This window comes from Streptomyces silvisoli (assembly GCF_029269905.1).
GTDB lineage: Bacteria > Actinomycetota > Actinomycetes > Streptomycetales > Streptomycetaceae > Streptantibioticus_A > Streptantibioticus_A silvisoli_A.
Genome location: NZ_JARJBC010000011.1, coordinates 231,264 through 247,933, shown reverse-complemented (window position 1 = coordinate 247,933; position 16,670 = coordinate 231,264). Strand labels below are relative to the sequence as shown.

Genomic DNA, 16,670 nt, shown 5'->3' with positions numbered 1-16,670 from the left:
GCCGGGTGGACCTGCCCACGTATGCCTTCCAGCGTCAGCGCTACTGGCTGGAGAGCCCCACGGCCCAGGCCGCCGCGCCCGCCGCCGACACCGTCGACGCCCGCTTCTGGGAGGCCGTGGAACGCGAGGACCTGGAGTCTCTGGCCGCGACCCTCGACGTGGCCGCCGGAGAAGACAGTGCGCTGGAAGCCGTACTGCCCGCGTTGTCGGCGTGGCGTCGGCAGCAGCGTGAGCGGTCGGCGGTGGACGGCTGGCGCTACCGGGTGACGTGGAAGTCGGTGACCGACCGTCCTGCGCAGGCACTGACCGGTACCTGGCTGCTCGTGGTCCCGACCACCAAGGCCGATGACGAACTGGTCACCACCATCACCCGAGCCCTGTCCGCAAAGGGAGTTGAGGTCCAGCACCTCACCGTCGACCCCGCCCACATAACCCGCTCCGAACTGGCAACGCGCCTCACCGAAACCGAACCGGCAAACGGTGTGCTGTCACTGCTCGCCCTGGACGAGCGGACGGCCGTCGTGGCGACCGCGTTGCTGACGCAGGCACTCGGCGATGCCGCCATCGACGCACCGCTGTGGTGCGTGACGCGGGGCGCGGTGTGCGTGGGACGCTCCGACCGGTTGGCCAGCGCTGACCAGGCCGCCGTATGGGGGCTCGGCAGGGTTGCCGCGATGGAGTTGCCGGGCCGTTGGGGCGGTCTGGTCGACGTGCCGGAAGTCCTGGACGAACGGGCGGCCGCCCGTCTCACCTCCGCGTTGGCGGGCCTTGGTGACGAGGACCAGGTCGCGGTGCGCCCGGCCGGGACCTTCGGCCGCCGGCTCGTACGAGCCCCGCAGGACAGCGCGGAAGGCAACTCGTGGACGCCGAGCGGCACGGTGCTGGTCACCGGCGGCACGGGTGCGTTGGGTGCCGAGGTCGCCCGTTGGCTGGTGCGTAACGGTGCCGAGCACGTGCTGCTGACCAGCCGCCGGGGCATGGACGCTCCGGGCGCGGCCGAACTCCAAGCCGAGTTGACCGCGTCGGGCGCGCAGGTGACCATCGCGGCCTGCGACGCCGCCGACCGCGAGGCGCTCGCGGAGCTGCTGGTCGGCATCCCGGCCGAGCATCCGTTGACCGCCGTGCTGCACACCGCGGGTGTGCTGGACGACGGCGTACTGGACGCACTCACCCCCGAGCGCTTCGAGTACGTGTGGCGGGCGAAGGCGGCTTCCGCCCTCAACCTGCACGAACTCACCCATGACCTCGGCCTGTCGGCGTTCGTGCTGTTCTCCTCCATCAGTGGCACGCTCGGCAGCACGGGCCAGGCCAACTACGCTGCCGCGAACGCCTACTTGGACGCGCTGGCCGAGCAGCGGCGTGCCGACGGTCTGCCCGCCACCTCCATTGCCTGGGGTGCCTGGGCGGCGGGCATGGCGGTGGACGGCGAGATCGAGCAGCGGATGCGACGTGGCGGTGTGCCGCCGATGGCACCGGAGCTGGCGATCCGCGCACTGCGGCAGGCGGTTGAACTGGGCGAGCCGACGCTGACCGTCTCTGACTTCGACTGGGAGCGGCTGGCCCCCGGCTTCGTGGCCGTGCGCCCGAGCCCGCTGATCGGCGAACTGCCGGAGGTGCGCCGTGCGTTGGCCAGTGCGGAAGCCGAAGCTCCCGTTGCCAGCGGGTCGTCGCTGGCTGAACGCCTGGCCGGGCTGTCCGGCACGGAACAGGACCGCGTGCTGCTGGACCTGGTGCGCACCCACGTGTCCGCGGTGCTCGGGCACAGCGGTTCGGCGTCCATCGAGGCGGACCGCGCGTTCAAGGAGTTGGGCTTCGACTCGCTGACCGCGGTGGAGTTGCGCAACCGCCTTGGTGCCGCCACCGGTGTGGAACTGTCGGCGACGCTGGTGTTCGACTACCCGACGGCGTCCGCGCTCGCGGGCTATCTGCGGTCCGAGCTGGTGGGTGCGCAGACAGCCGTCGTCGGCCCGGTCGCGCAGGCGGTGGACGACGATCCGATCGCGATCGTGGCGATGAGCTGCCGCTTCCCGGGCGGTGTGCGCAACCCCGAAGAACTGTGGCAGTTGCTGGCCTCCGGCGCAGACGCCATCGGGGAGTTCCCGACCGACCGTGGCTGGGACCTCGCGCGGCTCTACGACGCCGACCCGGAGAAGCAGGGCACGTTCTACGCCCGCGGCGGTGGGTTCCTCTACGACGTCGCTGACTTCGATCCGGCGTTCTTCGGTATCTCCCCGCGTGAGGCGCTGGCGATGGACCCGCAGCAGCGGCTGCTGCTGGAGACGTCATGGGAGGCGTTCGAGCGGGCCGGGATCGACCCGGTGTCGCTGCGCGGCAGTCGGGCCGGTGTCTTCGTCGGTTCCAACGGACAGGACTACGACAGTTTCCTGCAGACCGTGCCCGACGGCATCGAGGGATACCTGGGCACCGGCAACGCGGCCAGCGTTGTCTCCGGCCGTCTGGCATACACCTTCGGTCTCGAAGGCCCGGCCGTGACCGTGGATACGGCGTGCTCGTCGTCGCTGGTCGCGCTGCACTGGGCGATCCAGGCGCTGCGCAACGGCGAGTGCGACCTGGCGCTGGCCGGTGGTGTGACGGTGATGTCCTCGCCGGGTGCGTTCATCGAATTCAGTCGGCAGCGTGGCCTGGCGGCGGACGGACGAATCAAGGCGTTCGCGGCGGGCGCGGATGGTACGGGGTGGGGTGAGGGTGTCGGCATGCTGCTGGTCGAGCGGTTGTCGGACGCCCGGCGCAACGGTCATCCGGTGCTGGCGATCGTGCGTGGTAGTGCGGTGAACCAGGATGGTGCGAGTAACGGTCTTACGGCGCCGAACGGTCCGTCGCAGCAGCGGGTGATCCGGCAGGCGCTGGCCAGTGCGGGGCTTGACGCCGCTGATGTGGACGCCGTGGAGGCGCACGGTACCGGTACGACGCTGGGCGACCCGATCGAGGCGCAGGCGCTGCTGGCGACGTACGGTCAGAACCGGCCCGAAGGTCGCCCGCTCTATCTGGGTTCGATCAAGTCGAACATCGGTCACACGCAGGCGGCGGCCGGTGTGGCGGGGATCATCAAGATGGTGTTGGCGATGCGGCAGGGTGTGTTGCCGCGGACGCTGCACGTCGATGAGCCCACGCCGCACGTGGACTGGTCGGCCGGTGACATCGCCCTGCTGACCGAGGCCCGGGAGTGGCCCCAGACGCAGGGGCCGCGTCGGGCTGCCGTCTCCTCCTTCGGCTTCAGCGGCACCAACGCGCACACGGTTCTGGAACAGGCACCCGCAGAGGACGTGGCGGCCCCGCACTCCGCGGCGCCGCAGGCCGTACAGTCCTGGACTCTGTCCGCCAAGGGCACCGAGGCGCTGCGCGCCCAGGCCGAACGACTGCGGGCACACGTGGCCGCCGATCCGGACGTGGCCGCCACCGACATCGGGTACTCGCTGGCAACGGCACGTGCCGCCCTGGAGCAGCGGGCAGTCGTGGTGGGCCGGGGCCGTGCCGAACTCCTCAGCGGCCTCGCGGCGTTGGCGCGCGGCGAGTCCGTACCGGCACTGGTCCAGGGCTCGGCGACCGACGGGCGCACCGCGTTCCTGTTCACGGGGCAGGGTAGTCAGCGGCTTGGTATGGGTCGGGAGTTGTATGAGGCGTATCCGGTGTTCGCGGATGCGTTGGATGCGGTGGTCGCCGAGTTGGACGGTCATCTGGAGCGGCCGTTGTATGAGGTGCTGTTCGGTTCGCATGCGGGGTTGTTGGATCAGACGGCGTATACGCAGCCTGCGTTGTTCGCGGTTGAGGTGGCGTTGTTCCGGTTGGTGGAGTCGTGGGGCATCAGGCCCGATTTCCTGGCTGGGCATTCGATTGGTGAGTTGGTCGCGGCGCATGTCGCTGGTGTGTTGTCGCTGGCTGATGCGTGTGCGTTGGTGGCGGCTCGTGGTCGGTTGATGCAGGAGCTGCCTGGTGGTGGTGCGATGATCGCCGTGCAGGCCGCGGAGGACGAGGTGGGTCCGTGGTTGACCGATGGGGTTGGTGTTGCGGCGGTCAACGGTCCGACGTCGGTTGTGATCGCTGGTGATGAGGGTGAGGCGCTGGCGGTCGCTGGGCGGTTTGAGGAGTTGGGTCGTAAGACCAAGCGGTTGACGGTGAGCCATGCGTTCCACTCGGCGCATATGGACGGCATGTTGGCGGATTTCCGTAAGGTGGCGGAGGGGCTGAGGTACGAGGCTCCTCGGATTCCGATCGTCTCCAACCTGACGGGTGCGTTGGTCACCGCTGAGGAGATCTGCCTGCCTGACTTCTGGGTGCGTCATGTGCGTGAGGCCGTGCGTTTCCTCGATGGCATCCGTGTGCTGGAGGCGGAGGGGGTGAGGGCGTATCTCGAACTGGGGCCGGATGGTGTGTTGTCGGCCATGGCCCAGGAGTGCGTCACGTCGGAGGGTGCGGTGTTCGTCCCGGTGCTGCGGGCCGGACGTTCGGAAGCCGAGACCGTGACCACCGCGCTGGCCCAGGCCTACGTCAGCGGCATCGCCGTTGACTGGCGGGCGTACTACGCCGGAACCGGCGCCCAACGCGTCGACCTGCCCACCTACGCCTTCCAGCGCCAGCGCTACTGGTTGGACGACGCCAGGCCGGCGGAGCACGTCACATCGGACGGCACCGTGGACGCACGCTTCTGGGAGGCTGTCGAAAAGGCCGATCTCGCCTCTCTCACCAGTGAGTTGGCGGTCGACGCGGATCAGCCGCTGAGCGCGGTGCTTCCCGCGCTGTCGGCGTGGCGCCGACAGCGGCGCGAGCAGTCGACGGTGGACGGCTGGCGTTACCGGGTGACGTGGAAGCGGCTGGCCGAGCCCACGGTGACCCGGTTCTCCGGGGTGTGGCTGGCGATCGTACCCGCGGACCACGCCGACGACGCGCTGGTACGCGGCACGCTCGCGGCGCTGGCCGAACGCGGCGCGGACGTACGGCAGATCACCCTTTCCGCCGCCGACGTGGCCGCCGACACGCTGCCCCGACGGCTGGGCGAGGCGCTCGCCGGGCAGACCGCCCACGGCGTGCTGTCCCTGCTGGCGCTGGACCAGCGGCCGCACCCGCGGTACGCGACGGTGCCCACCGGGCTGCTGCTCACCGCGAGCCTGGTGCGGGCACTGGGCGATGCGGACGTCAACTCCCCGCTGTGGTGTGTGACGACGGGCGCGGTCAGCACGGCCGCGTCGGATCGGCTGCGCAACACCGCGCAGGCGCAGGTCTGGGGTCTTGGCCGGGTGGTGGCGCTGGAGCACCCCGAGCGATGGGGTGGCCTGGTCGACCTGCCGGAGACCCTGGACGAGCGCACCGCCGCACGGTTCGCCGCCGTACTGGGCGGACTCGGCGACGAGGACCAGCTCGCGGTGCGCACGTCGGGCGTACTGGCCCGGCGTGTCGCGCACGCCGAGCGGGCCGACGTGGGCGCCGCCAGCGCATGGCGGCCGCGCGGCACGGTGCTGGTCACCGGGGGCACCGGCGCGCTGGGCGCACATGTGGCCCGCTGGCTGGCCGGGAACGGCGCCGAGCACCTAGTGCTCACCAGTCGCCGCGGTACGCGGGCGCCGGGCGCCGAAGCGCTCACGGCCGAGCTGACAGCGCTGGGCGTCGAGGTCACGGTCGCCGCCTGTGATGTCACCGACCGGGAGGCGCTCGCGGCGCTGCTGGACCGGGTGCCGCCCGTCACAGCCGTGGTGCACACCGCCGGTGCCGGGCAGTTCGCGCCGCTCGCGCAGACCGGCCCGGCCGAGGTCGCCGAAGTGGTGGCCGCCAAGGTCGCGGGCGCGGCGCACCTCGACGCGCTGTTCCAGGACGACCCGCTGGACGCGTTCGTGCTGTTCTCGTCCATCGCCGGAGTCTGGGGCAGCGGCGGACAGGCCGCCTACGCGGCGGCCAACGCCTACCTCGACGCGCTCGCCGAGCAGCGCAGGGCCCGCGGGCTCAAGGCCACCGCGGTCGCCTGGGGGCCGTGGGCGGACGGCGGCCTGGTGGCCGACGAGGAGGCGGCGGAGCAACTGCGCCGCCGCGGCCTGCCGGTGATGTCCCCCGAGCTGTCGATCACCGCACTCCAGCGGGCACTTGACCGCGACGAGACGACGCTGACCGTCGCCGACGTCGACTGGTCCAGGTTCGCCCCGGCGTTCACGGCCGCGCGGCCGCGTCCGCTGATCGCCGACCTGCCCGAGGTCCGCGACGCTCTCGCGGCCAGCACGGACGACTCCCCCCAGGAGGAGACCGAGTCGCTGTCCGACCGGCTGGCCGGGCTTTCCGGCGCCGAAGCGGAACGGGCACTGCTGGACCTGGTACGTACACAGGCCGCCGCCGTGCTCGGCCACAACGGCGCCACCGCGGTCGAAGGGGGGCGCGCTTTCAAGGAGTTGGGCTTCGACTCGCTCACCGCCGTCGAACTGCGCAACCGCCTGAACTCCGTGACGGGACTGCGGCTGCCCGCCAGCCTCGTCTTCGACTACCCGACGCCCAACGCGCTCGCCGAGCACCTGCGGGCCGAGATCGTCGGCGACGACGCACCGCAGGCGCTTCCCGCGCTCGCCGAAATCGACAAATTGGAATTCGTCCTGTCCTCCGTCCAGACCGACGACCCCGCGGAACGCGCCAGCGTCACCGCCCGCCTGGAGAAGCTGCTCCGGACGTGGCAGGAGGCGGAGAGCGCGGTCGCGGGCGACGACAGCGAACTGGAATCGGCCTCGGCCGAAGACATCTTCGACATCATCAACAACGAATTCGGACGTTCCTGACGTGGCTACTGCAAACGAAGAGAAGCTTCTCGACAACCTGAAGTGGGTAACCACTGAGCTGCGCCGTGCCCGTCGTCGCCTCCAGGAGGTGGAGGCGGAGGCACAGGAGCCGATCGCGATCGTCGGGATGAGCTGCCGGTACCCCGGTGGTGTGGGCTCGCCGGAGGACCTGTGGCGGCTGGTCGCGGAGGGCGGGGACGCGATCTCCGGCTTTCCGGCGGACCGCGGCTGGGACATCGACGGCCTGGCCGACCCCGACCCGGAGAAGAAGGGCACCTTCTACAACACCGGCGGTGGCTTCCTCGCCGGCGCGACCGAGTTCGACCCGGGATTCTTCGGCATCAGCCCGCGCGAGGCGCTGGCGATGGATCCCCAGCAGCGGATCCTGCTGGAAACCTCCTGGGAGGCCTTCGAACGCGCGGGCATCGACCCGGCCGCCCTGCGCGGCAGCCACACCGGTGTCTTCGTGGGCGCCAGTTCCATGGGCTACGGCGCCGACCTCAAGGACGCCCCGGAAGACCTGGAGGGCCTGCTGCTGACGGGCAGCGCAACCAGCGTGCTGTCCGGCCGGATCGCCTACAGCTTCGGACTGGAAGGCCCCGCGGCCACCATCGACACCGCCTGCTCCTCGTCGCTGGTCGCCCTGCACTGGGCGGCACAGGCACTACGGCAGCGTGAGTGCTCGCTGGCACTGGTCGGCGGTGTGACGGTGATGCCGAGCCCCGACGTTTTCGTGGAGTTCAGCCGCCAGCGCGGCCTTTCGGTCGACGGCCGCTGCCGCTCGTTCGCCGCCGGAGCGGACGGCACGGGGTGGGCCGAGGGCGTCGGCGTGCTGCTGGTGGAGCGGCTGTCGGACGCCCAGAAGAACGGCCACCAGGTGCTGGCGGTCGTGCGTGGCAGCGCCGTCAACCAGGACGGCGCCAGCAACGGCCTCACGGCGCCCAACGGCCCGTCGCAGCAACGCGTCATCCGCCAGGCACTGGCCAGCGCACAGCTGTCGGCCGCCGAGGTCGACGCCGTCGAGGCACACGGTACGGGCACGACGCTCGGAGACCCCATCGAGGCGCAGGCGCTGATCGCCACCTACGGGCAGGAGAAGTCGCCGGAACAGCCGCTGTGGCTGGGCTCGTTGAAGTCCAACCTCGGCCACGCCCAGGCGGCGGCCGGAGTCGGCGGTGTCATCAAGATGGTGATGGCCATCCGACACGGTGTGCTGCCGAAGACCCTGCACATCGATGAGCCGACGCCCAACGTGGACTGGTCGGCGGGCACGGTGTCCCTGCTCACCGAGGCGCGGCCGTGGCCGGAGAGCGGCCACCCGCGCCGGGCGGGCGTCTCGGCGTTCGGTGTGAGCGGCACCAACGCCCACACCATCATCGAGCAGGCACCGGAACCGGAGGCCACGGAGCCCGACCCGCGGTCGCAGCGGCACCCGGTGCTGCCCCTGGCGCTCTCCGCCAGGACCCCGGACGCACTACGCGCCCAGGCGGACCGGCTCGCCGCCCACCTCAAGACGGCCGATCCGGCCCCCGAACTGGCCGATGTCGCCTACACGTTGGCAGTGAGCCGTTCCGCACTGGAGCGGCGTGCGGTGGTTGTCGCGGCCGACCGGGATGAGCTGCTGCGCGGGCTGGAGGCGCTGGCGGCGGGTGACGTCGTCCCAGGTGTGGCACTAGGGACGGCTACCGAGGGCAAGTCGGCGTTCCTGTTCACGGGGCAGGGCAGCCAGCGGCCGGGGATGGGACGGGAGCTTTACGAGACCTATCCCGTCTTCGCCGAGGCGTTGGACGCGGTGTGCGAGCGGCTCGAACTTCCGCTCAGGGGCGTGTTGTTCGGCACTGATCGCGATGTGCTGGACCAGACGGCGTATACGCAGCCCGCGTTGTTCGCGGTTGAGGTGGCGCTGTTCCGGTTGGTGGAGTCGTGGGGGCTGAAGCCTGACTTCCTGGCCGGGCACTCGATTGGTGAGCTGGCGGCGGCCCACGTCTCCGGTGTGTTGTCGCTGGATGATGCCTGCACGTTGGTGGCGGCTCGTGGCCGTCTGATGCAGGAACTGCCCGGCGGCGGCGCGATGGTGGCGGTCCAGGCGGCGGAGGACGAGGTCGTCCCGCTGCTGGTCGAGGGCGTGAGCGTCGCCGCGATCAACGGGCCCACGTCGGTGGTGATCGCGGGTGACGAGGACGCGGTCCTGGAGATCGCCGCTGGTTTCGAGGCGCGGGGCCGTAAGACCAAGCGGCTGAGCGTGAGCCACGCGTTCCACTCGCCGCATATGGATGGCATGTTGGAGGCGTTCCGCGAGGTGGCGTCGGGGCTCACGTTCGACGCGCCGCGCATCCCGATCGTGTCCACCCTCACCGGCACGCTGGTCGGCGCGGAGGAGATCCGCACTCCCGACTACTGGGTCCGCCACGTGCGCCAGGCCGTCCGCTTCCTCGACGGTATAAGGACGCTGGAGGCCCAGGGCGTCACCACGTTCCTCGAACTCGGCCCGGACGGTGTGCTGTCCGCCACGGCGCAGGAGTGCGTCGTACGACCGGAGGACGCCGCGTTCGTCCCCGTACTGCGCAACGGCCGCACCGAGGCCGAGGCGTTGACATCGGCACTGGCCCAGGCCCATGTGCGGGGTGCTTCCGCGGACTGGGCGGCGTACTTCGCCGGGACCGGGGCGGACCGCGTCGAGTTGCCCACCTACGCCTTCCAGCGCCAGCGCTACTGGCTGGCGCCCGGCACCCGGCTCGGGGACGTCACGGCGGTCGGCCTGGAGGCGGCCGGCCATCCGCTGCTGGGCGCCGCCGTGCCGCTCGCCGACTCGGACGGTGTCGTGTTCACCGGTCGGCTCTCCCGTTCGACGCACCCCTGGCTGGGGGAGTACGCGGTGTCCGGCACACCGTTGCTGTCGGGCGCCGCCTTCGTGGAGTTGGCGGTGCGCGCCGGCGACCACGTCGGCTGCGACCGGCTGGCGGAACTCACACTGGACGCGCCGCTGACCCTCGCCGAGGGCGCCGCGGTACGGCTACAGGTCGCGGTGGGCGCCGCGGGCGCCGACGGGTGCCGCACGGTCACCGTGGCGTCGCGCCCCGACCACCCCGGCTCCGGCGACCTGCCCTGGACCCGCCACGCCACCGGCACCCTCGCCCCCACCGCACCCCGGCCGTCCTTCACCCTGGCCGAGTGGCCGCCCAAGGACGCCGAAGCACTCGAAGTCACCCCGCTGTACGAGGAGTTGCGGTCGGCCGGACTTGACTGCGGCCCCCTGTTCCAAGGGCTTACGGCGGCGTGGCGGCGCGGCGACGAGGTGTTCGCCGAAGTGCGGTTGCCACAGGACGCCGACCCGCAGACGTTCGGGCTGCACCCCGCCCTGCTGGAGGCCGCCGCCCACACCGCCCTGCTCGGCCGCGCCACCACCGCTCCGCTCGCCACGGAGGCCTGGCACGGCGTCTCGCTGTACGCGGTCGGCGCGACCGAACTCCGCGTACGGCTCGCCCCCGAGGCCGACGGCGCCGTATCGCTGCGCCTGGCCGACACCACCGGCGCACCGGTTGCCAGCGTCGATCGCCTCACCTTGCGGCCGCTGCCCGTCGACGCGCTGGTCGGGGACCAGGCGGCCGCCACTCGGACGCTGTTCCAGCTCGACTGGGCGGAACTTCCGATACCGGACGCCGTCGACTCGCCTACCGCGGCGGTGCTGGGGGAGCCCGACGCGTTCGGTCTCGACTCGGCCGTGGCGTACCCGGACTTGACCGCTCTGCGCACCGCCCTTGACGAGGGCGCGAGCGAGCCGGAACTCGTCTTCGTGCCCTGCGGATCCGAGGGCACGCCCACGCCGGAAGCCGTGCGTGGTGCTGTGCACCGGGTGCTTGCGTTGGCCCAGGGCTGGCTTGCGGACGAGCGGTTCAGCGGCTCGCGCCTGGTGTTCGTGACCCGCGGCGCCGTGGCCGTCGACGGCGACGAACGGCTGGCCGATCCGGCACAGGCCGCTGTGTGGGGGCTGGTGCGGTCCGCGGAGACGGAGAATCCCGGACGGTTCGTCCTGCTGGATGTTGCGGGGGAGGACATCCCGTCGCGTTCCCACCTCGGCGCACTGGCCCTCCTCGAATCGGAACTGGCGGTCCGCGGCGCAGCCGCGTTCGTCCCCCGCCTCGCCAGGTTCTCGCCTGACGACGCGGCTGCCGCGCGCCCGCTCGACCAGGACGGCACCGTCCTCATCACCGGCGGCACCGGAACCCTGGGTGCCCTGGTCGCCCGGCATCTGGTCACCGAGCACGGCGCACGCCGACTGCTCCTGCTGAGTCGGCGCGGCACCGCCGCGCGGGGCGCCGCCGAACTCGTCGCCGAGCTGGCCGGTTTGGGGGCCGAGGCAACGGTTGTCGCCTGCGACGCAGCCGACCGGGATGCGCTCGCCCGGGTACTGGACGTCGTCCCCGCCGAGCATCCGCTGACCGCCGTGGTCCACACCGCCGGTGTGCTGGACGACGGCGTCATCCCGTCGCTGACCCCCGACCGGTTTGACCGGGTGCTGCGGCCGAAGGCCGATGCCGCATGGCATCTGCACGAGCTGACCCGTGGGTCGGACCTGTCGGCGTTCGTGCTGTTCTCCGCCGTCGCCGGAGTGCTCGGCAGCGCGGGCCAGGCCAACTACGCCGCCGCCAACGGCTACTTGGACGCCCTCGCCCAGTACCGCCGGGCGCGGGGACTCCCGGCGACCTCACTCGCCTGGGGACTGTGGGCCGAAGCCAGCGGCATCACCGGCGACCTGTCCGAGGCCGATCTGCGACGCATGGCCCGTGGCGGAATGGGCGCGCTGTCGTCGGCGGAGGGCATGGCCCTGCTCGACGCGGCCCTGCGCACAGAGCGTGCAGTGCTGGTTCCGGCACGGATCGACCTGGGCGCGGTGCGCGCCGCCGCCGGTACGGGTCCCGTACCGGCGATGTTCCGTGGCCTGATCCGCACCCCCGGGCGGCGCACGGTGCGGTCCGCCGCGGCGGGTGGTGGTTCGCCGCTCGCCGAGCGGCTGCGTGCGCTGTCCGGCGCCGAGCGGCGGCGGACGTTGCTGGACCTGGTGCGTACGCAGGTGGCCGCCGTGCTCGGGCACTCCGGGCCGGAGGCGGTCGAAGCGGGTCGTGCCTTCAAGGAGTTGGGCTTCGACTCGCTGACCGCGGTGGAACTGCGCAACCGGCTGAACGCTGCCACCGACCTTCGGCTGCCCACCTCGCTGGTCTTCGACTACCCGAACCCGACCGCCCTCGCCGACCACCTGCTCGGTGAACTCCTCGGCACCCAGCCCGAAGTGGCCACCACCGTCACACCGGGGGCCGTCGCCGACGAACCCATCGCGATCGTGGCGATGAGCTGCCGCTACCCGGGCGGCATCGGGTCCCCGGAAGAACTGTGGCAGCTGCTCACCTCCGGTACGGACGCCATCACACCGTCCCCGGCCAACCGGGGTTGGCAGCTGGACGCGGCGGCCTTCGCGGGCGGCTTCCTGCACGACGCCGACCAGTTCGACGCCGCGTTCTTCGGCATCTCGCCGCGTGAGGCGCTGGCGATGGACCCGCAGCAGCGGCTGCTGCTGGAAACGTCCTGGGAGGCGTTCGAGCGCGCGGGCATCGCACCGGCGTCGCTGCGCGGCAGTCGGGCCGGTGTCTTCGTCGGTGCCGCGTACGGCGGTTACGACGCCGGGCTGGACCAGACGGAAGGCGTCGCGGGCCATGTGATGACCGGCAACGCGGCCAGCGTCATGTCCGGCCGCGTCGCCTACGCCTTCGGTCTGGAAGGCCCGGCGGTCACCGTGGACACCGCTTGCTCGTCGTCGCTGGTCGCGCTGCACTGGGCGATCCAGGCCCTGCGCACCGGGGAGTGCACGATGGCGCTGGCCGGTGGCGTGACGGTGATGTCGACTCCTGGCAACTTCACCGAGTTCACCCACCAGGGCGCACTGTCCGGTGACGCCCGCTGTAAGGCGTTCGCCGCCGCGGCCGACGGTACGGGGTGGGGTGAGGGCGTCGGCATGCTGCTGGTCGAGCGGTTGTCGGACGCCCGGCGCAACGGCCACCCGGTGCTGGCGATCGTGCGTGGTAGTGCGGTGAACCAGGATGGTGCGAGTAACGGGCTTACGGCGCCGAACGGTCCGTCGCAGCAGCGGGTGATCCGGCAGGCGCTGGCCAGTGCGGGGCTTGACGCCGCTGATGTGGACGCCGTGGAGGCGCACGGTACCGGTACGACGCTGGGCGACCCGATCGAGGCGCAGGCACTGCTCGCCACGTACGGCCAGAACCGGCCCGAAGGGCGCCCGCTCTATCTGGGTTCGATCAAGTCGAACATCGGTCACACGCAGGCGGCGGCCGGCGTGGCGGGGATCATCAAGATGGTGTTGGCGATGCGGCATGGTGTGTTGCCGCGGACGCTGCACGTCGATGAGCCCACGCCGCACGTGGACTGGTCGGCCGGTGACATCGCCCTGCTGACCGAGGCCCGGGAGTGGCCCCAGACGGAACGCCCCCGACGGGCTGGTGTGTCCTCGTTCGGCATCAGTGGCACCAACGCGCACACCATCCTTGAGCAGGCACCCGCAGAGGACCCGGCCGCCGCAGCCAAGGAGACTGACCTGCCGTACCTGCCCGTCGCGCTCTCCGGCAAGGACGAAGCCGGGTTGCGTGCCCAGGCGGAGCGGCTGCGGTCGCGGCTGGACACGCACCCCGAACTCCGCCTCAGGGACGTGGCGTTCTCGCTGGCCACCGGCCGTGCGGCGTTCGAGCACCGCGCGGTGCTGGTGACGGGGGAGCGCTCGGCGCTCCTGGCTGGGCTGGAAGCGCTGGCCGAGGGACGGTCGACGGCGGGTGTGATCGAGGGCAGGACGACAGACCCGAAGCTGGCCTTCCTGTTCACGGGGCAGGGTAGTCAGCGGCTTGGTATGGGTCGGGAGTTGTATGAGGCGTATCCGGTGTTCGCGGATGCGTTGGATGCGGTGGTCGCCGAGTTGGACGGGCACCTGGAGCGGCCGTTGTATGAGGTGCTGTTCGGTTCGCATGCGGGGTTGTTGGATCAGACGGCGTATACGCAGCCTGCGTTGTTCGCGGTTGAGGTGGCGTTGTTCCGGTTGGTGGAGTCGTGGGGCATCAGGCCCGATTTCCTGGCTGGGCACTCGATTGGTGAGTTGGTCGCGGCGCATGTCGCTGGTGTGTTGTCGCTGGCTGATGCGTGTGCGTTGGTGGCGGCTCGTGGTCGGTTGATGCAGGAGCTGCCTGGTGGTGGTGCGATGATCGCCGTGCAGGCCGCGGAGGACGAGGTGGGTCCGTGGTTGACCGATGGGGTTGGTGTTGCGGCGGTCAACGGTCCGACGTCGGTTGTGATCGCTGGTGATGAGGGTGAGGCGCTGGCGGTCGCTGGGCGGTTTGAGGGGTTGGGTCGTAAGACCAAGCGGTTGGCGGTGAGCCATGCGTTCCACTCGGCGCATATGGACGGTATGTTGGCGGGTTTCCGTAAGGTGGCGGAGGGGCTGAGGTACGAGGCTCCTCGGATTCCGATCGTCTCCAACCTGACGGGTGCGTTGGTCACCGCTGAGGAGATCTGCCTGCCTGACTTCTGGGTGCGTCATGTGCGTGAGGCCGTGCGTTTCCTCGATGGCATCCGTGTGCTGGAGGCGGAGGGGGTGACGGCGTATCTCGAACTGGGGCCGGATGGTGTGTTGTCGGCCATGGCCCAGGAGTGCGTCACGTCGGAGGGCGCGGTGTTCGTCCCGGTACTGCGGGCCGGACGCTCGGAAGCCGAGACCGTGACCACCGCGCTGGCCCAGGCCCACGTCAGCGGCATCGCCGTTGACTGGCGGGCGTACTACGCCGGAACCGGCGCCCAACGCGTCGACCTGCCGACGTATGCCTTCCAGCACCGCCGTTTCTGGCCGGAGCCCATGGTCGACGCGGCTGCCGCGGACAGCCACCGGTACCGCGTCGTCTGGAAGTCGACGCCCGACGCCACACCTCACCAACTGTCCGGGAACTGGCTGACGCTGATCCCGGCGGCCCTCGCCGACGACCCGTGGATCACCGCCGTCACCGAGGCGCTGGGCGAGCGCGGCGCACGGATCGTGCCCGTCCCGGTGCAACAGGCCGTGGCAGCCGAGCAGTTGCGTACGGCGGCGGCCGAGCAGCCGGTCGACGGCGTGCTGTCACTGCTGGCGCTGGACGAGCAGCCGCACCCCGAGCATCCCTCCGTGCCGGTTGGTCTGGCGCTGACGGCGGAGCTGTCGCAGGCACTGGAGACCGTGGAGTTCGACGCACCGCTGTGGTGTGTGACGCGCGGCGCGGTGTCGGTGGGCGCCGCGGACCGGCTGCTCAGCCCCGTCCAGGCGCAGGTCGCCGGGCTCGGCAGGGTCATCGCTCTGGAGCAGCCCGAGCGCTGGGGTGGCCTGGTCGACCTGCCGGAAGCCCTGGACGCACGGACCGCCGACCGGTTCGCGGGCGCCCTGGCGGACGGCGGTGACGAGGACCAGTGGGCGATCCGTTCCGCGGGTCGCTTCGTGCGGCGTCTGGCCCACGCACCACGTACCGCCGCCACCCCCGACTGGACGCCGAGCGGAACGGTGCTGGTCACCGGCGGCACCGGCGCGCTGGGACAGCACGTCGCCCGCTGGCTGGCCCGGCACGGCGCCGAGCGGATCGTCCTGGTCAGCCGCCGTGGCGCGGACGCCCCCGGCGCTATGGAACTCGGCGCGGAACTGGCCGAGTCGGGGGCAACGGTGACGGTCGCGGCCTGCGACGTTGCCGACCGCGAAGCCCTTCGGGCGCTGGTCGACCAGTTGGCCGCCGACGGCACTCCAGTACGCGCCGTGGTGCACGCGGCGGGCATCTCCCAGCCGCCGGGCACCGGTGGTGAACTGCCGGACTTCGCGAACATCGTCGCCGCGAAGACAGCGGGTGCGATCCACCTGGACGCCCTGTTCGCGGACGACTCGCTGGACGCGTTCGTGCTGTTCTCGTCCATCGCCGGAGTCTGGGGCAGCGGGGGCCAGGGCGCCTACGCGGCGGCGAACGCGTTCCTCGACGCGCTCGCCGAGCAGCGCCGGGCCCGTGGCCTCACCGCCACGGCGGTCGCCTGGGGACCCTGGGCGGACGGCGGCATGGCGGCCGAGGGAGACGCCGAGGAGCAGCTGCGGCGCCGTGGGCTGCCGCCGATGGCACCGGAGCTGAACCTGGCGGCACTGTCCGAGGCGGTCGTCGGCGGGGACACCACGGTCACCGTCGCCGATGTCGACTGGGCCCGGTTCGCCCCCGCGTTCACCGCGGCCCGTCCGCGCCCGCTCATCGCCGACCTGCCCGAGGTGCGGCACGCGCTGCGCGGCGCCGACGCCGGCGACGAGGCCGCGCGGCAACGGCCCTCGGCGCTGCGCGAGCAGCTCGCCGAACTGGCCGCCGCCGACCGGCTGCCGACCGTGCTCGACCTGGTCCGTACGCATGTGGCCGCCGCGCTGGGGCACGACTCCCTTGACGCCGTCGAACCGGGCCGTGCCTTCAAGGAGTTGGGCTTCGACTCGCTCACCGCGGTCGAACTGCGCAACCGGCTCAACACCGCCACCGGCCTGCGGCTGCCGACCAGCCTGGTCTTCGACTACCCCAACCCCACCGTCCTGGCCCGGCACCTGCTGGGCGAGCTGCTCCCGGACAGCGGCCCGGACCAGCCGCTGGACACCGACCCGCAGGAAGCCGAGCTGCGACGGCAGCTCATGGCCATCCCGCTGGGCCGGATCAGGGAGGCCGGACTGCTGGAAACGCTGCTGGAACTCGCCAACCCCCAGCAAACCCCTGCCCAGGGCGACGCAGATGAGGGGGCGTCCCCCGACGACATCGACGGGATGGACGTGCAGCATCTGATCGATATGGCGCTCGACAGCAATCAGCCCTGAAGTGC

The 16,670-nt window shown here is 71.5% G+C and carries 2 protein-coding genes; both read left to right on the top strand.

What is annotated here, in order from left to right:
- On the top strand, positions 1-6,767 hold a 6,767-nt coding region (locus P3G67_RS19170; RefSeq protein WP_276094527.1), incomplete at its 5' end, for a type I polyketide synthase.
- 1 nt (position 6,768) lies between these two features.
- Positions 6,769-16,665: a type I polyketide synthase gene (locus P3G67_RS36330; RefSeq protein WP_276094526.1), complete on the top strand. Its 9,897-nt coding sequence runs from the start codon at positions 6,769-6,771 to the stop codon at positions 16,663-16,665.
- Positions 16,666-16,670: the final 5 nt, after the last annotated feature.